The organism is Bradyrhizobium sp. (assembly GCF_035309285.1).
GTDB lineage: Bacteria > Pseudomonadota > Alphaproteobacteria > Rhizobiales > Xanthobacteraceae > Bradyrhizobium.
Genome location: NZ_DATGFH010000058.1, coordinates 1 through 20,486, shown reverse-complemented (window position 1 = coordinate 20,486; position 20,486 = coordinate 1). Strand labels below are relative to the sequence as shown.

At 62.7% G+C, this 20,486-nt stretch carries 18 protein-coding genes and 1 pseudogene; 13 read left to right on the top strand and 6 right to left on the bottom strand.

Features of this window, described 5'->3' with window-relative positions:
- The 4 genes and pseudogenes from VKR55_RS11600 to VKR55_RS11585 all read left to right on the top strand — a co-directional run.
- Positions 1–195: pseudogene (locus VKR55_RS11600) on the top strand (enoyl-CoA hydratase); the annotation flags it as partial.
- A 221-nt stretch (positions 196–416) separates the two neighbouring features.
- Positions 417–1,391: a Bug family tripartite tricarboxylate transporter substrate binding protein gene (locus tag VKR55_RS11595; protein WP_324403015.1), complete on the top strand. Its 975-nt coding sequence runs from the start codon at positions 417–419 to the stop codon at positions 1,389–1,391.
- A 66-nt stretch (positions 1,392–1,457) separates the two neighbouring features.
- A complete protein-coding gene (locus VKR55_RS11590) occupies positions 1,458–2,000 on the top strand; it encodes a tripartite tricarboxylate transporter TctB family protein (protein ID WP_324403013.1) in 543 nt (180 codons plus the stop codon).
- Positions 2,001–2,129: 129 nt separating this feature from the next.
- Positions 2,130–3,644, top strand: coding sequence for a tripartite tricarboxylate transporter permease (locus tag VKR55_RS11585; protein WP_324403011.1), 1,515 nt, complete (start codon positions 2,130–2,132; stop codon positions 3,642–3,644).
- 98 nt (positions 3,645–3,742) lie between these two features.
- On the opposite strand, the gene VKR55_RS11580 is transcribed toward VKR55_RS11585, so the two are convergent.
- Positions 3,743–5,347 carry a hypothetical protein gene (locus VKR55_RS11580; RefSeq protein WP_324403009.1) on the bottom strand — a complete coding sequence of 535 codons (1,605 nt, stop codon included), beginning with the start codon at positions 5,345–5,347 and terminating at the stop codon, positions 3,743–3,745.
- A gap of 204 nt (positions 5,348–5,551) precedes the next feature.
- On the opposite strand from VKR55_RS11580, the gene VKR55_RS11575 reads away from it, so the two are divergent.
- Positions 5,552–6,610, top strand: a complete 1,059-nt coding sequence (locus VKR55_RS11575; protein ID WP_324403007.1) for a D-2-hydroxyacid dehydrogenase — start codon at positions 5,552–5,554, stop codon at positions 6,608–6,610.
- Between the two features lie 78 nt (positions 6,611–6,688).
- Here VKR55_RS11575 and VKR55_RS11570 read toward each other — a convergent pair whose 3' ends face one another.
- Positions 6,689–8,194, bottom strand: coding sequence for a PAS domain-containing sensor histidine kinase (locus VKR55_RS11570; protein ID WP_324403005.1), 1,506 nt, complete (start codon positions 8,192–8,194; stop codon positions 6,689–6,691).
- Positions 8,195–8,574: 380 nt separating this feature from the next.
- On the opposite strand from VKR55_RS11570, the gene VKR55_RS11565 reads away from it, so the two are divergent.
- Both VKR55_RS11565 and VKR55_RS11560 read left to right on the top strand, forming a co-directional pair.
- Complete coding sequence (locus VKR55_RS11565; RefSeq protein WP_324403004.1) at positions 8,575–8,793, top strand: hypothetical protein; 219 nt, start codon at positions 8,575–8,577, stop codon at positions 8,791–8,793.
- Between the two features lie 36 nt (positions 8,794–8,829).
- Positions 8,830–9,525 (top strand): hypothetical protein, encoded by a 696-nt coding sequence (locus VKR55_RS11560; RefSeq protein WP_324403002.1) that lies wholly within the window; start codon positions 8,830–8,832, stop codon positions 9,523–9,525.
- A gap of 111 nt (positions 9,526–9,636) precedes the next feature.
- Here the strand turns inward: VKR55_RS11560 and VKR55_RS11555 are convergent, their stop codons facing one another.
- Complete coding sequence (locus tag VKR55_RS11555; RefSeq protein ID WP_324403000.1) at positions 9,637–10,827, bottom strand: CaiB/BaiF CoA transferase family protein; 1,191 nt, start codon at positions 10,825–10,827, stop codon at positions 9,637–9,639.
- A gap of 241 nt (positions 10,828–11,068) precedes the next feature.
- On the opposite strand from VKR55_RS11555, the gene VKR55_RS11550 reads away from it, so the two are divergent.
- The 3 genes from VKR55_RS11550 to VKR55_RS11540 all read left to right on the top strand — a co-directional run bounded on the left by VKR55_RS11550 (position 11,069) and on the right by VKR55_RS11540 (position 14,969).
- Positions 11,069–12,598, top strand: coding sequence for an MATE family efflux transporter (locus VKR55_RS11550; protein WP_324402998.1), 1,530 nt, complete (start codon positions 11,069–11,071; stop codon positions 12,596–12,598).
- A 140-nt stretch (positions 12,599–12,738) separates the two neighbouring features.
- The gene (locus tag VKR55_RS11545) at positions 12,739–13,854 is read left to right on the top strand and encodes a DegT/DnrJ/EryC1/StrS family aminotransferase (protein ID WP_324402996.1); all 1,116 of its coding nucleotides are present in this window, start codon (positions 12,739–12,741) and stop codon (positions 13,852–13,854) included.
- Complete coding sequence (locus VKR55_RS11540) at positions 13,851–14,969, top strand: glycosyltransferase family 4 protein (RefSeq protein WP_324402994.1); 1,119 nt, start codon at positions 13,851–13,853, stop codon at positions 14,967–14,969. Before VKR55_RS11545 ends, VKR55_RS11540 begins: the two co-directional genes overlap by 4 nt.
- Positions 14,970–15,005: 36 nt before the next feature.
- Here the strand turns inward: VKR55_RS11540 and VKR55_RS11535 are convergent, their stop codons facing one another.
- Positions 15,006–15,458, bottom strand: coding sequence for a hypothetical protein (locus VKR55_RS11535; protein ID WP_324402992.1), 453 nt, complete (start codon positions 15,456–15,458; stop codon positions 15,006–15,008).
- Between the two features lie 50 nt (positions 15,459–15,508).
- Positions 15,509–16,384 (bottom strand): glucose-1-phosphate thymidylyltransferase RfbA, encoded by an 876-nt coding sequence (gene rfbA / locus VKR55_RS11530; protein ID WP_324402990.1) that lies wholly within the window; start codon positions 16,382–16,384, stop codon positions 15,509–15,511.
- A gap of 274 nt (positions 16,385–16,658) precedes the next feature.
- On the opposite strand from rfbA, the gene VKR55_RS11525 reads away from it, so the two are divergent.
- The 3 genes from VKR55_RS11525 (at position 16,659) to VKR55_RS11515 (ending at position 19,580) form a co-directional block, all read left to right on the top strand.
- The gene (locus VKR55_RS11525; RefSeq protein ID WP_324402987.1) at positions 16,659–17,687 is read left to right on the top strand and encodes a hypothetical protein; all 1,029 of its coding nucleotides are present in this window, start codon (positions 16,659–16,661) and stop codon (positions 17,685–17,687) included.
- 91 nt (positions 17,688–17,778) lie between these two features.
- Positions 17,779–18,879, top strand: coding sequence for a DegT/DnrJ/EryC1/StrS family aminotransferase (locus VKR55_RS11520; RefSeq protein WP_324402985.1), 1,101 nt, complete (start codon positions 17,779–17,781; stop codon positions 18,877–18,879).
- Positions 18,879–19,580 carry an NDP-hexose 2,3-dehydratase family protein gene (locus VKR55_RS11515; RefSeq protein ID WP_324402983.1) on the top strand — a complete coding sequence of 234 codons (702 nt, stop codon included), beginning with the start codon at positions 18,879–18,881 and terminating at the stop codon, positions 19,578–19,580. Before VKR55_RS11520 ends, VKR55_RS11515 begins: the two co-directional genes overlap by 1 nt.
- Here VKR55_RS11515 and rfbB read toward each other — a convergent pair.
- Positions 19,577–20,486: dTDP-glucose 4,6-dehydratase (rfbB, locus tag VKR55_RS11510; protein ID WP_324402981.1), on the bottom strand; the 910-nt coding region annotated here is incomplete at its 5' end. The two genes, VKR55_RS11515 and rfbB, sit on opposite strands and share 4 nt — an antisense overlap.

Here is a 20,486-nt window from a genome sequence, read left to right as displayed (position 1 = left end):
GAGACGGCGAAACTCGTGGCTTCCCACGCGCCGATCACGCTCGAAGTCACCAAGGAGGCGGTGCGCCGTATCCGCCGCACGCTGTCGCGCGACGAGGGCGAGGACCTGATCCTCAAGGCCTACATGAGCGAGGATTTCCGCGAGGGCATGGACGCCTTCCTGAACAAGCGTACGCCGAACTTCAAGGGCAAGTAGCGCTCTGATGTCCGGCGCATTTCCTTGTCGGAAAACCGGCGTCCACTTCTCCGGAATATGCGCTAAGCGCTTGCCGCCTCATGCGAAAGTGATAGAGGCGGCGGCTCCGAGCCAGCTTGAAGTCACCGGCTCAACGCCGCACAATGCTACCTTCAGCCAGTGTCTCCGACATCAGCAACCTCAACAAGAACTTTAAGGGGAAGAAGCGCGTGCACAAGATCATGAAAGCCGCGGCCGCGATGACGGCCATGCTCGCGAGCGCGCCGGCCTTGGCCGGCTGGGAACCGACCAAGCCGGTCGAGATCGTGGTGGCGGCGGGCGCCGGCGGCGCCTCCGACCAGATGGCGCGGATGATGCAGGCCGCGATCCAGAAGAACAACCTGATGAAGCAGCCGATGGTAGTCTCGCTCAAGGGCGGAGCATCGGGCGCCGAAGCGTTGATGTACATGAAGTCGAGCGAGGGCGATCCGAACAAGGTGCTGATCGCCTATTCCCTGATCTACATGCTGCCGCTGTCGGCCAAGATCCCCTTCAACTGGCGCGAGCTGACGCCGGTCTCGGTGGTTGCGCTCGACCAGTTCGTGCTCTGGGATAACGCCAGCGGGCCGAAGAGCACGAAGGATTTCATCGCAGCAGCAAAGGCCGCAGGCACGCCCTTCAAGATGGGCGGCACCGGCTCCAAGCGCGAGGACAACGTCCTGACCGTGTTCATCGAGCAGAAGACCGGCGCGAAATTCCTCTACCTGCCCTACAAGTCCGGAGGTGAGGCCGCGACGCAACTCGTCGGCGGCCATACCGACTCCAACGTCAACAATCCATCCGAAAACCTCGAAGTGTGGCGCGCCGGCCAGGTCCGCGCGCTCTGCGTGTTCGACAAGGAGCGGATCTCCTACAGCGCCAAGGTTACCGACACGCAGTCCTGGCATGACATCCCGACTTGCAAGGAAGAGGGACTGGATGTGCAGTATCTGATGCTGCGCGCGCTGTTCCTGCCCGGCAAGGTGACGCCCGAGCAGCAGGCGTTCTACGTCGACCTGTTCCAGAAGGTGACGCAGACGCCTGAATACAAGGACTACATGGAGAAGCAGGCGCTGAAGCCGATCTTCCTCACCGGCAAGGACATGATCGAGTTCCTCGAGGAGGACGATCAGCTCAACAAGTCGCTGATGATGCAAGCGGGATTTGTGGCGAAGTAGATCTTTCGTCTCCCTCGCCCCGCTCTTCGCGGGGAGAGGTGCACGACTGCAACCTGGTTGGAGTAGATGTCCGAATCCGACATAGAAATCGTCGTCGACGATCCGACCGCGCCGGAGCAAAATTCTCCGGCAGTCACGAGCAGCCGCAGAATCGAGATCGCGGTGTCGCTTGTCTTGCTCGCGCTTGCAGCAACGCTCGGCTACGACAATTGGCGCACCGGCATCGGCTGGGATTCGACCGGTCCGCAGCCCGGCTACTTTCCGTTCTATCTCTCGGTGATCCTCGCGGTTGCCAGCCTCTACGGGCTCGTCAAGGCGCTGCTCTCGCGCGAGCTCGCGCTGGAAACCTTTGTGACGCGGGCGCAGTTTCGCCGGGTGATGGCGGTGTTCCTGCCGACGTTTGCATTCTGCCTGGTCACGCAAGTCCTTGGGCTCTATGTCGCAAGCTTCGTCCTGATCTGTGGCTTCATGCGCTTCGTCGGCAAGATCGCGTGGTGGAAGTCGCTTGCGACGGGTTTCATCTTCACGGCGGCCATGTTCGTCACCTTCGATATCGTGTTCGACGTCATCATGCCAAAGGGCCCGCTCGAAGCGGCCTTCGGCTACTAGGCGGCTCAACATGTCTTTCTCCGTCATTGCGAGCGAAGCGAAGCAATCCAGACTGCCGCGGCAGTGGAAGTGTGGATTGCCTCGTCGCTTCGCTCCTCGCAATGACGACGAAATCTGCTGGGTTCTTTGATGGAAGCCTTCGGCCTGCTCCTGCACGGCTTTGCGGTCCTTCTGACCTGGAAGACGCTGGCGCTGATGATGGTCGGGCTCGTGCTCGGCATCTTCGTCGGCGTCCTGCCCGGGCTCGGCGGCCCCAATGGTGTTGCGATCCTGCTGCCGCTGACCTTCACGATGGACCCGACCTCGGCCATCGTGATGCTGTCCTGCATCTACTGGGGCGCGCTGTTCGGCGGCGCCATCACCTCGATCCTGTTCAACATCCCCGGTGAAGCCTGGTCGGTTGCGACCACCTTCGACGGCTATCCGATGGCGCAGCAAGGCAGGGCGGCGGAAGCGCTGACCGCGGCCTTCACCTCCTCTTTCATCGGCTCGCTGGTGGCGGTGCTGCTGATCACCTTCCTGGCGCCACTGATCTCCTCCTTCGCGCTGAAATTCGGCCCGCCGGAATTCTTCGCCGTCTATCTCCTGACCTTCTGCTCCTTCGTCGGCCTCGGCCGCGAGGACAAGCACAAGACGGTGATCTCGATGGCACTCGGGCTGCTGCTCGCCGGCATCGGCATGGACACCGTCTCCGGGCAACTGCGCATGACGTTTGGTTCTGCCGAGCTGCTCCGCGGCATCAACTTCCTGGTCGCGGTGATCGGCCTGTTTGGTATCAGCGAGATCCTGCTTACCATGGAAGAGCGGCTGGCGCTGCGCGGACACGCGGCCGCCATCAGCCTGCGCACCGTGCTGTCGGTCTGGAAGGATGTGCCGAAATACTGGGTGACGCTGCTGCGCTCATCCGTGATCGGCTGCTGGCTCGGCATCACGCCGGGCGGCGCGATCGCGGCAAGCTTCATGGGCTATAACCTCGCCAAGCGCTTTTCGAGGGACCCTGACAGCTTTGGCAAGGGCCGCATCGAGGGCGTGTTCGCGCCGGAAACCGCGGCCCACGCGTCGGGCACCTCGGCGCTGTTGCCGATGCTCGCGCTTGGCATTCCCGGCTCCGGCACCGCGGCGATCCTGCTCGGGGGCTTGATGGTGTGGGGCCTCAATCCGGGGCCGCTGTTGTTCGTCGATCACAAGGATTTCGTCTGGGGCCTGATCGCCTCGATGTATCTCGGCAATATCGTCGGCCTCGTGCTGGTCTTGACCACCGTTCCGATCTTCGCATCGATCCTGCGCGTGCCGTTTGCGGCGGTTGCGCCCATGATCATCGTGTCCTGCGCGATCGGCGCCTACGCGGTCCAGAACGCGATGTTCGACATCTGGCTGATGCTCCTGTTCGGCGTCGTCGGCTACGTCTTCAAGAAGATTTCGATTCCGCTCGCGCCGTTCACGCTGGCGCTGGTGCTCGGCAGCAAGGCCGAGGACGCATTCCGCCTCTCGATGATCGGCTCGAGCGGCGACATGACGGTGTTCTGGTCGAACTGGCTGGTCGGCTCGATCACGACGCTGGCGATCGTGCTGCTGTTCTGGTCGTTCATCGACAAGGCCGTCGGGAGTGTCGGGGTGCTCTGGCGGCGCACCAAGATGTCATGAAGCCCTGGCAAGATAGACGTGAGCCTGCCCACCTCCCTCCGTTCAAATGACGCACCGTGTTCTGCGCTGGTTTCGCGCCAGGTGCGGGCGGACGTTCGTCAGGCCAGCGCGGCAACGCCCATGGCCCGCCCGTAGCGGCGACTGCATTCAAGAAAATCACCGTATTTCCTGTGCACGGCGGTATGCTGGACGCACGCAAGCAGCAACCGGTCGCGGTCGAAACCGCGGTTCTTCGCGTAGTCCTCGAGCAGGCACTGCGCGATCTCCTGGTTGTGCGGGTCGTTACCGAGGCGGCAGGCGGTCAGCGCCAAGTGCTGCACCAACGTTTGGCGGTCGCCGCTGCTCGCAAGATACGCCTTGGCCCAGGCGACGGCCTGGGGTCCATCGAGGGCGACGATGGCGGACAGGGTGCGCTCCAGGAGCTGCTGCTCGCTCATTCGCTCGGCGCCGGCAGGAAGCTCGGCCACATGGGCCCGTCCATCGCCGATATTCTTCTGATGCCAGGCGTTGCGGTTGAGGAATGAGGCGGCCGAGTACAAGAGCTTCAGGCGTTGCGGATGCTCGAAGGAATCGTAGAACCAGCCGAGCGTGTTGCAGTATTCGTAGCAGTGTTGCGAAATGGAGAAGTTGAGGCTGTCCTGGGTCTCGAGCAACACCTGTGCGGCGCCGATCTGCAAGACGTCGAGGATCTGGCGCGGCCCCTTGCCCGCGAGCAGCAGGGCGCTCAACCGCTCAAGATAGGCCGGCTCGTGCTGACGCAACACGACTTCGAGGAATGCCTCCGCCTCGGTCGCGGTCAGCGGCTCGGAATTTGCGAGCAATGCCAATTCCCTGGCCGTGGTGCCGGCGTAGGGGATTGCAGAGATTTTCTGCTGCTCGAGGTAGTGGGTGACGCAGTTGCACGCCATCTCGTAGGTCGAATACCAGCGCGGACCGACGGCGATATCCAGCGCCCCGGCATAGAGCACCGCATGCGCGTCGTCCCAGCCGATGGCCGTTCCCAGCTCGACCGTGGCGCGCGCCCGATAGGACTTGTGGCCCGTGGTAAAGGAACGGTTGAGGAAGGCACGGTCCTGCAGATCGATCAGGCCGGCGAACACCAGCTCGGCGAGGACCGCTTTGCGCTCCGCCTTGTTCTGCATGAGTCCGAGAAAGACGCGATAGGCTTCGAGCACGCGGCCGCGATGCACCAGCGTCATCCATTGGTCGAGGCGGTCGCGCAACGGCCCGTCGAGGCGCTCCGGCTCCTGGTCTGGCCAGTGTACGACGGGCTTCGGCGGTGCGCTTTTCTGGGGTGCCATGCCACGGGCGTAGTGGCCGGGCGCCTTGTTGATCTTCTGGTTCCAGATGTCGAGACCGGTCGGAATGTACCAAATGGTCTGCGCCATCGGTAGTCCGGCCATCTCCGTAGGCAGCCACTTCGACAGGTGCAACGTGGCACGGGCACTTAACAGGCAGTGGTCGTTGTTGACGAAATTGACGAAGCCGTCGTCGATCCGCTCGTGGTAGGGAACGTGCGTGTAGGGCCCATGGATGCGCACAGCCTCGCGCAACATCTCGGGGAGTGGCCGACGATCGCGCACCAGATCGTAGTAGCATTCACTGGCGCCGACCTGATCGCGCGCAAGGACGCGATCCTCAAGCTTTTCGTAGAAAGGACGCGCTGACGCGCCCGGGTCATTCGCAGCTTCGGCAAGCGACATCGCAATGACTCCCTGCTCGAGAATCCCTTACATCCGGTTCGCCAGAGGACGGACTACGCTAAGTTATGATGTCACATCGGGAAAGGAAATGGCATAGCGCTCAAGCATATCTGTCATTGCCCGTATGCCGGGGCTTTGACCCTCGGAGTTGGCGATGGCGTGTATGATTCCCTCGTTCCACGTGCGTGGTTTGAGGAGGTGTCCATGCAGAGGGTCAACGTCCTGAGCATTCAGCGCATCAGCGCCGAAGATCGAGCGAAGATCGAGGCAGTCGATCCGGCGATCGCATTGACCGACGCCGGGGGCTGGTATGACGGGGAAATTCGCGAAACGTGGCCTGCCTTCACCACGGCACGCTACTTGTCGCCAGGCGCCACCGGCTCGGGGACCCGCGAGGAGCGCGATCGCCTCCTCGCCGAAGCTGAAGTCATCCTTGGTGGCTGGCCATTTCCGCTCGATCTGCGCGCCAGGGCATCCAGGTTGAAATGGTTTCATCAGCGCCCAGCGGGCGCCAGCAATCTGCTCCTGGGCGATCTATGGGGCAGCCGCGTTGTGGTGACGACCTCACGAGGTTCTGGCAATACGCTGGCGATGGCTGAATACGCGATGGCCGGTATTTTGCACTTTGCCAAGGGCCTCCATCGCGCCGCGGTCGATCGGGACGCGGGCGTGTTCGACCACCGCACATATCGACCGCTTCTCTTGGAAGGTAAGACTGCGTGCGTCGTGGGCGCCGGCGGAATCGGGCTCGATGTCGGTAGACTCTGCGCCGCCCTCGGCATGCGGGTCGTCGGCACCCGCCGCCACCCGCACCCGGACCAGCCCCTGCCGCCGGGATTCAGCGAGCTTGGCGGGGCCGGGGATCTCGATCGGTTCTTGCCGGAGAGCGATTTCGTGGTGATCTGCTGCCAATGGACACCGGAGACGACCCGTCTCTTCGACAAGGACCGCTTTGCGGCGATGAAGGCGGGGAGCGTGCTCATCAACGTCGCCCGGGGTGAGATCGTCGACGAGGAGGCCCTCGCCGACGCGCTCCAGCGCGATCATTTGCGCGGCGCAGCGCTTGATGTTTATGTCGGCGAATTCGAGCACACGCCGAGGTCAAGGCTCTGGTCCGATCCCAGGGTCCTGATCACGCCGCATATATCGTCTGTCAGTGATCAGGACCGTCACGGCGCCATCAATCTCTTCTGCGACAATCTGCGCGCCTATCTCGAGGGCGCGCCGCTCCGGAATGTCATCGATTGGGAACGGGGCTATTAAAAGCGAGCCTGCGCCCCCCGCGATGCGAGCGGCCATGGACGGAGCATAAGAGATTTACGCTCTGCCGTCAGGAACTGATCACTTCCGTTCCGCCGGCAATGTGAACTGAAACACGGCGCCCCGTGGTTCATTCGCGCTGGCCCAAAGCCGCCCTCCATGGGCCTCGATAATCGAATTGCAGATGGCGAGTCCCATGCCGATACCCTCCGGCTTGGTGGTATAGAAGGGGTCGAACAGGCGGTTGACGATTGTCGGGTCAAGCCCAGGACCGCTGTCCCGTACGGCAACAAGAATCGCGCCTGAGGCATTCCGTGTTGTGCTGACCCGCAGCTCCCGCGGCGGCTCATCGAGGCAGCTCATCGCTTCGACCGCATTGAGGATCAGGTTGAGAACGACCTGTTGCAGCTGGACACGATAGCCCTCGATGAGCGGCACTTCCGCGAGGTCCGTCTGGAGCGAAACGCCATGTCTGATGAGTTCGCTTCTGGCCATAGTGACCACGTCCAGGATAGCGTTATTGACGTCAACGCTCTCTTTCTGTGCCGGCGCCTTCTTGATCAGGGTACGGATCCAATCCAGGACCTCGCCGGCTCGATTGGCGTCCGTGACAATGGATGCGAGCGCCCGCCGCAGCTCTCCGACGTGCGGAGTTTGAGAGTCTAACCAGCTTAGTGCGGCCTCTGCATTGCATAGCATTGCGGTGATCGGCTGGCTTACCTCGTGGGTGATCGAAGCGGTGACCTGTCCCATTGCTGCCGCACGATTGGCGTGCGTCAGTTCCGCCTGCATCTCGCGAAAAGCCTCAGCAGTTCTTTTCCGTTCAGTGATATCGCGGCTCAGCGAAATAATCATTCGCTGGCCGCCTTGACCGAACTCTCGCATGCGCACCTCGACGGGGAAAACGGTGCCGTCTCTTCGGCGATAACGACTTTCCAGCGTCGCGATGCCACCGGCTTTGAGCTGCTCGCGGTTCCGCTGCCAGGTCGCCGCATTCAGCTCCAGATCGAAGAAGAACGGAGTCGTCCCAATCAGTTCGTCTCGACTGTAGCCCAAGCTTTCGCAAGCATTTCGGTTTACGTCGAGAACTTCACTGTCTTCGTTGTGGAGGATGAACATGTCTGTCGCATGGTCCACGAAGGTGCGGAATCGGGCCTCGCTCTCGCGCAGCGCCTCTTCGGCGCGCTTACTGTTGGTGATGTGGCGCCCGACACCGCGATAGCCCATGAAGCGTCCGGTCTTGTCAAAGACGGGCAACCCCGAAACGGACACGTAGCGCTTGCCGCCTTCGGGAGTGGGCCGCGCGAGCTCGAAATCGCGGAACGGCAAGTGGGCGTCGAGCGTCTCCCGGTGCTTGCGCCAGCTTTCTTCATCCGGCTCCAAATAGGGCACCTCCCAGCGCGTCTTGCCGATTTCAGAGACCGGAGGGTCAGTCAGCGTGTTAGCGAACTCCTGCCGGATGAAGCGATGCTGCGCGTCCGTTTCCCAGTACACATCAAAGGAGAATTGCACCAGGGTCCGAAAGCGCTCTTCGCTCTCGCGTAACGCCTCTACCATCTCGGAGGGTACTTGAGCCGGATGTTGCATGGTCGACCTTGTTGCTAGCGAGCAATGGCTACAATCGACTCATTCCTTGCGACAGGTGCTGGGCTGTCCCGCGTCACGAAGCGGCAGATGGCCCCAGCGGTAGTGAACAGTGGAGTGTGGGCGACTAGCCTCACACCGCGCATGATCAATCAGGAGTGTATCGCGTGACGATCTATACTTACGTATGGAGCATCCAACCATACCGCGGGGTGAGCGTCTGCCCAGCTGAGGGAACACTTGGCCTTCGAATGGGAGCGCACTTGGCACACCTTCCACAAACGTGCGACGCCGGTCGGTCTTTTTTTAGCCCTAACAGGAACAAACCCCTCTACAAAATCCTAAGCGGTCAGCGCGACAAGAATCAGGGGGGATTGACGAAAATGGTGTTCGAAAGCGCTGTCTACCTACCCGAAGACCTCTCGCTTCTCGGGAAAGTTCTCGATCAAGTGGTGCAGTCATTGCCGCCGAATTTGCGGACGCCCTACAATCAGGTGGAAATAGCAAGAAATATCCTGGCCTGCGCCGCGACCGGTGAACGAGACCCGGACGTCCTCAGACGAGCGGCGTTGATGGATTCGAAGGTCGCAGCGGCGGCGTAACAGTCCCCGCGGCATCATAGATGCCGCGGTCTCGTCGTGAAGGTTCTTGCCTTCCTTCAAATCAAACCCGGATGTGAGGCTTGCGCCAAGCATCAAGAAAAATCGCTGGCCGAGGTATCCATGGTTTACTCACAAGAACGCCCTGCGGAGAAGCAGCGGCAGACGGCCGGACAAGCTTCGCCTTTGAATTCCGCACGGGATCATCGCAACGACCGATTCGATCAGCGCGACGGTACACGGTCCGGGACGGCGTCGATCCATTCCATTCATGCCTTCGGGCGCAGGGGCGGTCAGCCGGCCAGCGCGCGGCCGACTTTTGCACGACGAATCTTCCGCACTGTCAGCCGCTTTGTGATCGTGGTTCTCATCGGCGTCGTCGGCACGCTTGCCTGGCAGTCCTATGGTGATGTCGCAAGAGAGATGGTGGCAACGAGGGCTCCGACGCTGGGCTGGTTGTTAGGTTACCTGCCGACGAAGTCGCCAGCCGTTGCGGCGTCTCCCAATCCGGCGGCATCCAGTCTCGATGCGCTGCGACGCAGCGTAGAGCAGCTCGCTGTGAGGCAGGACCAGATGGCTCAGTCCATTATGACATTGCAGGCCGTGGAGGAGGACATCAGGCAGAAGATGTCGTTCACGCCCCCGTCCGCGCCGATGGCCCTGGCCCAGCCTCCGGCTCCTATCGCGCAGCAAAAACCCTCGGCCAGGGCAGCAGTCCCGTTCGCTCGCCGATAGCTGCAAAGCGGACATTTGCTTCCGAAGCGGTGGCGCTTTGAGAAAATTGAAAAAGCTCCGGAATTTCGGGGCTTTTTCCTTTGGCGAGACCATAGCACCGCGCGCAACCCGTCACACCACCTTGTGCTGCCTCAGATCGGCAATCTCGTCCTTGCCGAAGCCGAACTCGGCCAGCACTTCCTCGGTCTGCTCGCCGAACTCCGGCGGCCGCGCCGCCATCTTGCTCGGTGTGCGCGACAGTGTGAAGGGCTGGCCGACGAGGCAGATGTGGCGGTTCTCGTCATTGGGCACGTGCTGGGCGATGCCGAGATGCTCGACCTGCGCGTCCGCAAACACTTGGTCGATCGAATAGATCGGACCGCAGGGTACGCCCGCGGCATTGAACTCCTTCACCCAGGTCTCGCTCGATTTCTTCTCGGTGTATTTGTTGATCTCGGCGTTGAGCGCTTTTCGGTTCTTCGAACGATCCGGACCAGTGGCATACTCAGGGCGGTTCGCGAGATCTGGCGCACCGAGCGCCTCGCAGAAGCGGATCCAGATCCGCCCGCCGGTGGTGGCGATGTTGATGTAGCCGTCGGAGGTCTTGAACACGCCGGTCGGGATCGAGGTCGGATGATCGTTGCCGGCCTGTTGCGCGACGTCCTTCTCCATCAGCCAGCGCGCGGCCTGGAAATCCAGCATGAAGATCTGCGCCTGCAACAGCGAGGTCTTGACCCACTGGCCTTCGCCCGAGACCTCGCGTTCCAAAAGCGCGGTGAGGATGCCCATCGCGCAGAACAGGCCTGCGGTGAGGTCGGCGACGGGAATGCCGACCCGCATCGGCCCTTCGCCCGGCGCGCCGGTGATCGACATCAGCCCGCCCATGCCTTGCGCGATCTGATCGAAGCCGGGGCGCTTGTGATAGGGGCCATCCTGGCCGAAGCCGGAGATGGAGCCATAGACGATGCGCGGGTTGATCTTCTTCACGCTCTCATAGTCGACGCCGAGCTTCGCCTTCACGTCGGGCCGGAAATTCTCGACCACCACGTCGGCCTTGGCGACCAGGCGGTTGAACACGTCCAGCCCCTTCGGGTCCTTCAGGTTCAGCGATATCGCCCGCTTGTTGCGGTGCAAATTCTGGAAATCGGGGCCTCCGCGCGGGCCGCCGAGCTGCTCGCCGCCATCTTCCAAAATCGCGTCGATCTTGACGACATTGGCGCCCCAATCCGCAAGCTGCCGCACGCAGGTCGGGCCGGCCCGGACGCGCGTCAGATCAAGCACGGTGAAGCGGGACAAGGCTTGCGAGGCGTGGGGAACAGCCATTTCACGAGGCTCCTTGGCGGGGGCGGGTTTTTCGAACCGGTATAGGGGAGCGTTCCGCGCTCGACAATCCTTCCGCCTGCATTGCCGTCTCGCCCAAAGGCATGCGGCCCGGCCACAAAGGACCGCCACACACTCGACAATCCGTTGGCGCGCTGCTAGCCGCTTTACGGCAAACGGGGGTTTTTGAAAATTTGGCAGATCCTTTGCACGCGGCGGGCGCGGTGATGATGTGGGGGCTTCGATGAGCGCCGCTAATCGCAGCCGCCTGCAGCGGCTGCTCGGTGGATGGTCCGCCAACCTGTCGCAGATCATCCTCGGCGTGACGCAGCAGCTCGCGCTGGTTCCTCTCTTGCTGCACTATGGTTCGGGCGACATGCTCGCCGCCTGGCTCGCGCTGTACGCGGCAAGCAACCTGGCGCTGGCCGCGGATGCGGGGTTGCTCGCGCGCGTCATCAACCGCTTTCTCGCGTTCAAATCCTGCGCCGACTGTGACGGCCGGACCGCAAACTATTACGCCGCGATGCAGCGCCTGTACGTTGGACTGGTCCTTGTGCTGGTCGCGTCGATCGTTGTCGGCGTTTTCCTGCTGCGCCCGTCGTTGGTCCTGGGTTTTCGGAGCGTTCAGGATTTCGACGTCTCCTTCGTGGTCATGGCGGCGGGAACGGTGCTGCTGCTGCCCTCCAATCTGGCTTCGGGGCTCTACCGCGCGCGCGGCCTTTACGGCCGGGCGGTCTGGATCCAGTGCGCCGCGATGCTGGCGTCGCAGCTCCTGCAGGCGGCCGCGATCATCGCAACGGGCCATCTGACCGTCATCGTCGTGGCCTTCATCGTCCCCCAGATCCTGGCCGCGGCCTATCTCGCGCTCATCGATGTCAGGAAGCTGTTTCCGTTTCTCTCGCAGGCGGGGCACGCCGCGGGGCTTTCGTGGCATTGGATCACGGGCCAATTCCGCCGGGCGTTTCCGTTCTTCATTGCGGGCGGCACCGAGATCGCGCTGCAGAACCTGCCGGTGCTCCTGGTCAGCGCGATCGTGACCGATCGCGTGGCGGTGGCGCAATGGGGCCTGACGCGCGTCGTAGCCGGGCTCGTGCGCGGACTATGCCTGCAGGCCACGCTTCCACTCGCCGCCGAGCTTGGTCATGATCGCGCCATCGGCGCCAAGGATGCGTTGCGGCGGCTCTATGCTCGCGGGTCGGCGCTGGTCACGCTGCTGGCAAGCTTCGTGGTGTCGGGCCTGCTCGCGTTCTGGCAGGATTTCTTCGCGCTTTGGACTCATGGTGCGATTCCCTATGATGTGCCGCTCACCTTGACTCTGCTGATCGGCGCCGAGATCGTGGCGCCGGCAGTGCTGGCGCTGGGCTACAGCTATTACAGCGATCGCGGCGAGCTTCTGGCGCGGACCAAGGGACTGCAGCTTGTCGCGTTCGTGGCATTGTCGTTTGCGCTGACGCCATGGCTGGGTCCGCTGGGAACGGCAATTGCCGTCGTCGCGACCGACGTCGTCGTCCAGTTCGGACTGTTGGCGAGCGCGATCATCTGGGCAACGCTCGAGCGGCCGGCACGGCACATCCTCTTTCTCCTGGTCTTGATGGTGGTCGTGACCGCGTTCGGCTGGGGCCTTGGCGTCATGATCCGCGGCCTGTTGCCGTCCGAGGGATTTGCGCGGTTCGTCGCCGAGTGCGCGCTGTGGCTCGTGATCATGGCGCTGGTCGCAAGCCCGCTCGCGAATGCGAGCGTGCGCACAAAATTGTCAGAGATGATCCCGAATTGAAGCGTCGGTGATGCTTGACACGGGGTAGGGGCGGTTTCAGATATCGCGGTGACGGGGCGCGCCATGATGCCGGAACGCGACGCGACGGAAGTGGGCGGCGCTTTGAAAGAGACTCGCGACGACGATCTGAAAGGCCCCTGGTGTCCGACAACTTTTTTCCAATTTCAAAGCCTTCGATCGGCGCGCGCGAGAGGGAGCTCGTGCTCGATGCGCTCGACTCCGGATGGGTGTCCTCGATCGGAAAATACATCGACGAGTTCGAGCAGGGCTTTGCGCGCTATTGCGGCACCGAGTATGCGCTGACAGCGAGCAACGGCACGACGGGGCTGCACCTTGTGCTCGCGGCGCTCGGCATCGGCGCAGGCGACGAGGTCATCATTCCGGACCTCACCTTCGTCGCGACCGCCAACGCGGTTGCCTATACCGGCGCAACGCCGGTGCTCGCCGACGTCGACCCCGACACGCTTTGCCTTGATCCCGCTTCGGTCGCAGCAAAGCTGTCGCCGCGGACCAGGGCGATCATGCCCGTGCATCTCTACGGCCATCCGGCCGATATGGATGCGCTGCGCGACATCGCGGAGAGAAGCGGGATTGCGGTGATCGAGGACGCGGCGGAAGCGCATGGCGCCGAATACAAGGGAAGGCGGGTCGGGGGACTGGCCACCTGCGGCGTCTTCAGCTTCTACGGCAACAAGGTGATCACGACCGGCGAAGGCGGCATGCTGACCACCAATGATCGCGAGCTCTACCAGCGCGCCAAGCGCTTGCGCGATCATGCCATGAGCCCGGTGCGACGCTATTTCCATGAGGAGCGCGGCTTCAACTACCGCATCACCAATCTGCAGGCGGCGCTCGGCGTCGCGCAGCTCGAGCGCATCGGCGAGCTGCTCGCGCGTCGAACCGAGATCATGAACTGGTATCATTCCGAGATCGCGACCTCGGAGGGCATCCGGCTCAATCGCGTGCGGAACTGGGCCAGAAGCGCTTTCTGGATGGTTTGCCTCGAGGTCGATCACTTCGACGAGAAGCGCCGCGACGCGTTCATGGGAGCGTTGCGAGCGCGCGGCATCGATTCGCGTCCCTATTTCTGCACGATGTCGTCGATGCCGATGTATCGGCAGGCGCCGCTGCCGGTAGCGGCGCGCAAGGCGGAGATCGGGCTCAATCTGCCTTCCTACTACGAGCTGACGAAGTCGGACGTGGCGCAGATCGGCGCCAATGTGAACGAACTGCTCAAGGAGATGAGCCTCGCGTGACGATCAGGCTCGGCGTCGTTGCGCTGGCGGGACCGCGCAACGGAGGCACATATCAATATTCGCTGTCGATGCTGCAGGCGCTGCGGCATACGGCGGGGTTCGACATCACGGTCTATGGCGACCCGCAGAATCGGGATTTCGCGGCGTTCGGATATCCCCTCCGCCCGTTCGCTGAGGCGCGGTGGCGACGGCCATTATCGCTTGCCGCCCACAAGTTCCATCTTCGGCTGGCCGATTCGTTTGCCGCCGAGGACATCCTGCTGGCGCCGATCTATTCGCTGGCGCTGCTGCACAGCAGGAAGCCGTTTGCGTTCGCGCTGCACGATCTTCAGGAGAAATATTATCCCGCCAATTTTTCCTGGTGGCAACGCGCCTGGCGCGACAACACCAATCGCACATTGCTGGCGCGCGCCGCGCGCGTCATCTGTGAATCGGAGTATGTGAGGGCGGATATCGTTCGCTTCTATGGCACGCCCGAAGAGCGGATTGCCGTGATGCCTGCGCCTCCACAGGAGCAGTTCGTGAGCGAGTCAAGCCGGGAATTCCTCGATAGCGTTCGCCGCCGGCTCGCGCTTCCCGAGCGGTTCCTGTTCTATCCGGCGCAATTCTGGCCGCACAAGAACCATCTGCGCCTGATCGAGGCGTTCGGCGAGGTGGTGCGCGAGCGTCCCGGCGTCAGGCTGGTCCTCACCGGACGGAAGCACAGCCACGACTATGACAACGTCATGGCGACGATTGAAAGGCTCGGCCTGAACGAGCAGATCCTGATCCTCGGCTATATCGATGCCGGCGACTTGCGCGCAATCTACCGGCTTGCCACGGCGCTCGTGATGCCGTCGCTGTTCGAGAGCGTCAGCATTCCCGTCTACGAGGCCTTCCAGATGGGAACGCCGGTCGCCACATCCAATATTCTCACGCTTCCCGAGCAGGTCGGCGACGCCGGGCTGTTGTTCGATCCGACCTCGGTGGCATCGATCAAGGAGGCTGTGCTGGAGATCATCAACGATCCGGCCGCTGCGCGAGAACGCGCGAACCGTGGCAGGGCGCGGATGGCGGCAATGACGCCGGAGCGTTATGGCGGTCAGCTACAGGCGCTTCTCGACGGCATGGCGTAAGCGCGACGTGTGCACCTCAAGGGTATTCACCCGTCGTTAGGCCCACGCAAGCCCGCTGGTGACGGCGGGTTCATCGTCGTCATTCCTAGGCCGACCCGTGAGCCGTTTTCGGCCCGGGCCGTGCTGGCGCCGGTGCCGGAAGTCCAGCCGCCGCGTCTTCATCATGAGGCTGCTGGCCAGTGTTGTGATCCGCGCAATCACCTGCTTGATGATGTACAGGATCGCGGCGCGGCTCAGAACGCTAACAAGCAACAATACCGAGACGATATCGATGTACGCCAGCAAATCGCCCGCGAACATCAGTTCCGGCGGAAGGGGGATGCCGTGGTGGGCTAAAATCAGAATGACGATCGGGATGAGAGCGATCGTTCGCCGCAACGTCAACTGGTCCAGAAGCGCGGCCAGTTGCACGACGAAGACCTCCCACAGCCAATCGCCGAGCATGGCGGGCTTATCGATGGTCCATTTCTTCCAGAGTGCCTTCCACATCACGTGCCTCCAGCGGATTCCAACGCTGTTAGAGGGTGGCCGCGACGGCGCTAGGCAAGCTTCGCCTGCCGGATGAGATATTGCCCGTACGCCGTCGCCTTCATCGGCTCGGCGAGGCGCAGCAATTGCTCGGTGTCGATGAAACCCTGCAGGAAGGCGACCTCCTCGGGGCAGGCGATCTTCAGGCCCTGCCGCTTCTCGACGATATGGATGAACTCGGAGGCTTCGAGCAGCGATTCATGCGTGCCTGCGTCGAGCCAGGCGTAGCCGCGGCCGAAACGCTCGACGTGAAGGTCGCCGCGGTCGAGATACCATTGGTTGAGATCGGTGATCTCGAGCTCGCCGCGATCCGAAGGTTTCAGCTCGCGCACCGCGTCGACCGCGCGCGCATCGTAGAAATAAAGCCCCGTCACGGCGTAATTCGATTTCGGCACCTTCGGCTTTTCGACGATCCTGAGCGGCCGATAGCCGGCATCGAACTCGATCACGCCATAGCGTTCGGGATCGTCGACCCAGCAGGCGAACACCGTCGCGCCGCGGTCCTGCCGCGCCGACTCCTGCAGCAGCGTGCGCAGATTGTCGCCATAGAAAATGTTGTCGCCGAGGATCAGCGCCGAGGGATGGCCCGATAGGAAATCGCGGCCGATCAGGAAGGCCTCCGCGATGCCGCCGGGATGATCCTGGATCGCAAACGACAACGCGATGCCCCACTGCGCCCCGTCGCCGAGCAGGCGCTTGAACTGCTCGATCTCCTCCGGCGTCGTGATGATCAGAAGCTCGCGAATGCCCGCGAGCATCAGCGTCGTCAGCGAATAATAGATCAGCGGCTTGTCGTAGATCGGAAGCAACTGCTTGGACGTCGCGAGCGTCAGCGGATAGAGCCGCGTTCCCCGGCCTCCCGCGAGTATGATTCCCTTGCGATTCATGAGAGCCGGTTTTCCGATCGGTGAAGCCCTGAAGGCCCGCCTCGTTAGCACGGCCATCCCGTCATCTCAAAATGCTTCGGCCCGCGGGCGCGAGCTTGAACCACCGGGTTCGTTAAAATCAAGGAAATATAGATATTTCAATATCTTGCATGTGGACATCGTGTCGCGTTGCGGCAGCACGGAACCTGCACTAGGAACGGACCGTTGCGATGCCTTCGGTTACGGGGAGAGCCGAAAACAGTTGGCGCATGGTCGCGACTGACTGACAGGCACCATGGCTCGGCGCGTTTACTGCACCTATTTCGATCACAACTATCTGTCGCGGGGACTGGCGCTGTACCACTCGCTGCAGCGGCATGCACCTGGCTCGCAGCTCTGGGTGCTTTGCCTCAGCGAAGCCTGCCACCGCGTTCTTTCTGCGCTCGATCTGCCCGGTCTCGTGCTCTGCCGTCTTGCCGACTTCGAAGCGGCTGACGCCGAGGTGGCGGCAACCCGCGCCTCGCGCAATGCCGTCGAATATTATTTCACCCTTTCACCGGCCTGGATGCTGCACGTCCTCGACCGCGAGCGGGATGCGGAATGGGTGACCTATCTCGACGGCGATCTCTACTTCTACAGCACGCCAGAGCCGATCTACCAGGCGCTGCGCGACGCCTCGGTCGCCATCACGCCGCACCGCTTCACGCCGGAGATTGCCAGGATGGCCAAATTCGGCACCTACAATGTCGGCTGGGTCGGCGCCCGCAACGACCGGGACGGCCGCAGGGTGATCGCATGGTGGCGGCAGAAATGCATCGAATGGTGCCACGATTATGTTGATGGCGATCGCTTCGCCGATCAGGGTTATCTCGATGCGTTTCCGCAGATGTCGCCGCGGGTGAAAGTGACCGATCACGCCGGCGCCAACCTCGCGCCCTGGAATATCGGCGGTCACACCATCGCTGACGCCGACGGCGAGGTCAGGATCGACGGCAAATGGCCGCTGATCTTCTTCCACTTCCAGGGCTTGAGAAAGGATCTCGGCTTCTTCGTCTTCAACAGCCATCGCCGCTATCGCGCGCCGTTCTCGCGCCCCGTGCGGCAGCACATCTACAAGCCCTATGTCGATGAGCTCCTGGCGATCGAGGAGAGCCTTACGGCGGTGCTGGAGGTCGACCCTGCGAAGCCGCATCACCGCTCGGCGAGCCTCGAGCTGAAACAGGCCGTGATCGGCACCGCCCGCAGGTTCGGCCATCGGGCGCTTCAATTGCTTGATATCGCAACCGGCCGCGTCTTCGTGGTGTTTCGCGGCACAGTCCGCTAAAGGCGCGCATCAGCCCCCAAACTCGACAGCGCTTGTGAACCTTGTTAGTGCTGTCGCTCGTTGATCGACCCACAGATGTCAAGTCGCCGAGATGCTGCCGCCGTTCTGGGATTACCGCCGCGAATATGACGAGCTGAGGGATGAGATCCTCACAGCCGTCGACGGTGTCTTCAAGTCCGGCCAGCTCATTTTCGGAAAGCAGGGGATCGCCTTCGAGCGCGACATGGCGGCCTATATCGGGGTCGCCGGCGGCGTCGGCGTCAACAGCGGCACGGATGCGATCTATATCGCGTTGGCGGCCGCGGGTGTCGCAGCCGGCGACGAGGTGATCACGGTGCCGAACACCGCGGTGCCGACGGCGGCCGCGATCCAGGTGCTCGGCGCGCGACCGGTGTTCGTCGATATCAAGGAGGACGACTTCCTGATGGACGTTAGCCAGGTCGAGGCGGCAATCACGCCACGGACCAAGGCCATCGTCCCGGTGCATCTCTATGGCCAATGCGTCGATCTCGATCCGCTGATGGAGATTGCAAGACGGCACGGCCTTGCCGTGGTCGAAGACTGCGCGCAGGCGCAAGGCGCACTCTATCGCAACCGCCGCGCTGGCAGCATCGGCACCGCGTCGACCTTCTCGTTCTATCCGACCAAGACCCTCGGCGCCTATGGCGACGGCGGCATGGTGCTGAGCGACGACGAGGCGGTGATCAAGCTCGCGCGCTCCTTACGCTTCTACGGCATGGAGTCGACCTATTATGCCGAACGGCACGGCTTCAATTCACGGCTGGACGAAGTCCAGGCCGCGATCCTGGCGCTGAAGCTGCCGCGGGTCGACGGCTGGATCGCACGCCGGCGGGAAATCGCCGACCGCTATCGCAAGGGTTTTGCCGGCAGCGGGCTGTTGACGCCAAAGGAAAACGGCCACAGCCGGCACGTCTATCATCTCTTCGTGGCCGAGACCGACAGCGATCGCGACGCGCTGCTCGCGCGCATCGAGGCACGCGGCCTCAAGTGCAGCGTGCAGTACCGGTGGCCCATCCATCTGATGCGGGGCTACGCTGATCTTGGCTATCGGGAAGGGCAGTTTCCGGTCGCGGAGAAGAAGGCCAGGCGCATTTTTTCGCTGCCGATCTATCCGCATCTGACCGACGCCGAAGTGGACGAGGTGATCGACGTCGTCAGGGCAGAGCTTTGATGGCCGAGCACGCGCATATCGATTGGTTGCGCGAGCGCCTGCGCGCTTCGCTCGCGCATGAGGCAAAAGATGCTTCCGAATTGATCTCCTGGCTGGAAGCGCGGCGGAAGCAGGTTCCGTTTTCCGCCGAGCTCATTCCGCTGCGCGAAGTTGCCGGCTGGCGGCAGGCCGACAACGGCAACATCAGCCACACCACCGGTCAATTCTTCGGGATCCAGGGCGTGCGGGTCAAAAGCGCGCCGGGATTAAGGGAAATCGCCGGCTGGGACCAGCCGATCTTCACGCAGGCCGAGGGCGGCGTGCTGGCTCTGATTGGCCGCGAGACGTCGGGCCACGGCGTCGAGTTCCTGCTGCAGGCCAAGGCTGATCCCGGCAACGTCGGTTACTTGCAGTTCTGTCCGTCGATCCAGAGCACCTGGGAGAATATCCGCGGCCTGAAGGGCGCGAGACGGCCGTCGTTCGCCGAATGCCTGGAGCCTTCCGAGAACGTGCGCATCGTCTATCGCGCCAAGCACAATGAAGAGGGCAGCCGCTTCTGGCAGAAATCGAACGAGAACATGATCCTGTTCGTACGCGACGCGACTGGGCTCGCGGTCTCGGAAGAGGTTCACCGCTGGGCCAGTCTCTCACAGATCAAGGCGATGATGCTGCTCGACAACGTCGTCGGTCCCTATGTCAGGACCGTGCTTGCCCCGCTCTAGACAACTTTGCGCGAGCCGTAATTCTCTTCGAGCCAGGCCCGGTACGCGCCGCTGGTGACATCGCGCCACCAGCCTTCCTGGTCGAGATACCAGCGGACGGTTTGTGCAAGTCCCTCCTCGAAGCCGATGCGGCAGCGCTCGCCAAGCTCGGTCGCGAGCTTGGAGGCATCGATGGCGTAGCGGTGATCGTGCCCCGGTCGGTCGGTGACATAGCTGATCAGCGAGCGGCAGGATTGTCTGGAAGCCGCCGGGCAGGAGGGGAAACGCGCGGCGAGCGACGTGTCGGCGGCGAAGGCGCGGTCGATGATCTCGCAGATCAGGCCGACCACGCCGCGGTTATTGCGCTCGTTTCCGCCGCCGACATTGTAGGTCTCGCCGACGCGGCCGCGCTCGATCACGGTCATCAGCGCTGCGCAATGATCGGAGACGTGCAGCCAGTCGCGGACATTGGAGCCGTCGCCATAGATCGGCAGCTGCTTGCCTTCGAGCGCATGGATGATCATCAGCGGGATCAGCTTCTCGGGGTGCTGATAGGGCCCGTAATTGTTCGAGCAATTGGTGATGATCGCCGGCAGCCGATGAGTCGCGACGAACGAGCGCACGAGATGGTCGCTCGCGGCTTTGCTCGCGGCATAGGGCGAATTGGGTCGGTAGGGCGTTGTCTCCGTGAAGGCCGGGTCATTCGCTCCGAGCGAGCCGTAGACCTCGTCGGTCGAGACGTGCAGGAATCGCGCCTGGCCGAGCGCGTCCCGCGCGCGCCAATGATCGAGCGCAGCTTGCAGCAGCGTGAAAGTGCCGAGCACGTTGGTCTGCAGGAACGCACTCGCATCGACGATGGAGCGGTCGACATGCGATTCGGCGGCGAGATGCAGCACGCGCGCGAAACCATGCTCGTCGAACAGGCGC

What these genes read in the sequence shown, in the direction of transcription:
- VKR55_RS11595 (WP_324403015.1), top strand. Translation starts at nt 417, where the DNA reads ATGAAAGCCGCGGCCGCGATGACGGCCATGCTCGCGAGCGCGCCGGCC.
- VKR55_RS11590 (WP_324403013.1), top strand. Translation starts at nt 1,458, where the DNA reads ATGTCCGAATCCGACATAGAAATCGTCGTCGACGATCCGACCGCGCCG.
- VKR55_RS11585 (WP_324403011.1), top strand. Translation starts at nt 2,130, where the DNA reads ATGGAAGCCTTCGGCCTGCTCCTGCACGGCTTTGCGGTCCTTCTGACC.
- VKR55_RS11580 (WP_324403009.1), bottom strand. Translation starts at nt 5,347, where the DNA reads ATGTCGCTTGCCGAAGCTGCGAATGACCCGGGCGCGTCAGCGCGTCCT.
- VKR55_RS11575 (WP_324403007.1), top strand. Translation starts at nt 5,552, where the DNA reads ATGCAGAGGGTCAACGTCCTGAGCATTCAGCGCATCAGCGCCGAAGAT.
- VKR55_RS11570 (WP_324403005.1), bottom strand. Translation starts at nt 8,194, where the DNA reads ATGCAACATCCGGCTCAAGTACCCTCCGAGATGGTAGAGGCGTTACGC.
- VKR55_RS11565 (WP_324403004.1), top strand. Translation starts at nt 8,575, where the DNA reads ATGGTGTTCGAAAGCGCTGTCTACCTACCCGAAGACCTCTCGCTTCTC.
- VKR55_RS11555 (WP_324403000.1), bottom strand. Translation starts at nt 10,827, where the DNA reads ATGGCTGTTCCCCACGCCTCGCAAGCCTTGTCCCGCTTCACCGTGCTT.
- VKR55_RS11550 (WP_324402998.1), top strand. Translation starts at nt 11,069, where the DNA reads ATGAGCGCCGCTAATCGCAGCCGCCTGCAGCGGCTGCTCGGTGGATGG.
- VKR55_RS11535 (WP_324402992.1), bottom strand. Translation starts at nt 15,458, where the DNA reads ATGTGGAAGGCACTCTGGAAGAAATGGACCATCGATAAGCCCGCCATG.
- rfbA (WP_324402990.1), bottom strand. Translation starts at nt 16,384, where the DNA reads ATGAATCGCAAGGGAATCATACTCGCGGGAGGCCGGGGAACGCGGCTC.
- VKR55_RS11525 (WP_324402987.1), top strand. Translation starts at nt 16,659, where the DNA reads ATGGCTCGGCGCGTTTACTGCACCTATTTCGATCACAACTATCTGTCG.
- VKR55_RS11520 (WP_324402985.1), top strand. Translation starts at nt 17,779, where the DNA reads ATGCTGCCGCCGTTCTGGGATTACCGCCGCGAATATGACGAGCTGAGG.
- VKR55_RS11515 (WP_324402983.1), top strand. Translation starts at nt 18,879, where the DNA reads ATGGCCGAGCACGCGCATATCGATTGGTTGCGCGAGCGCCTGCGCGCT.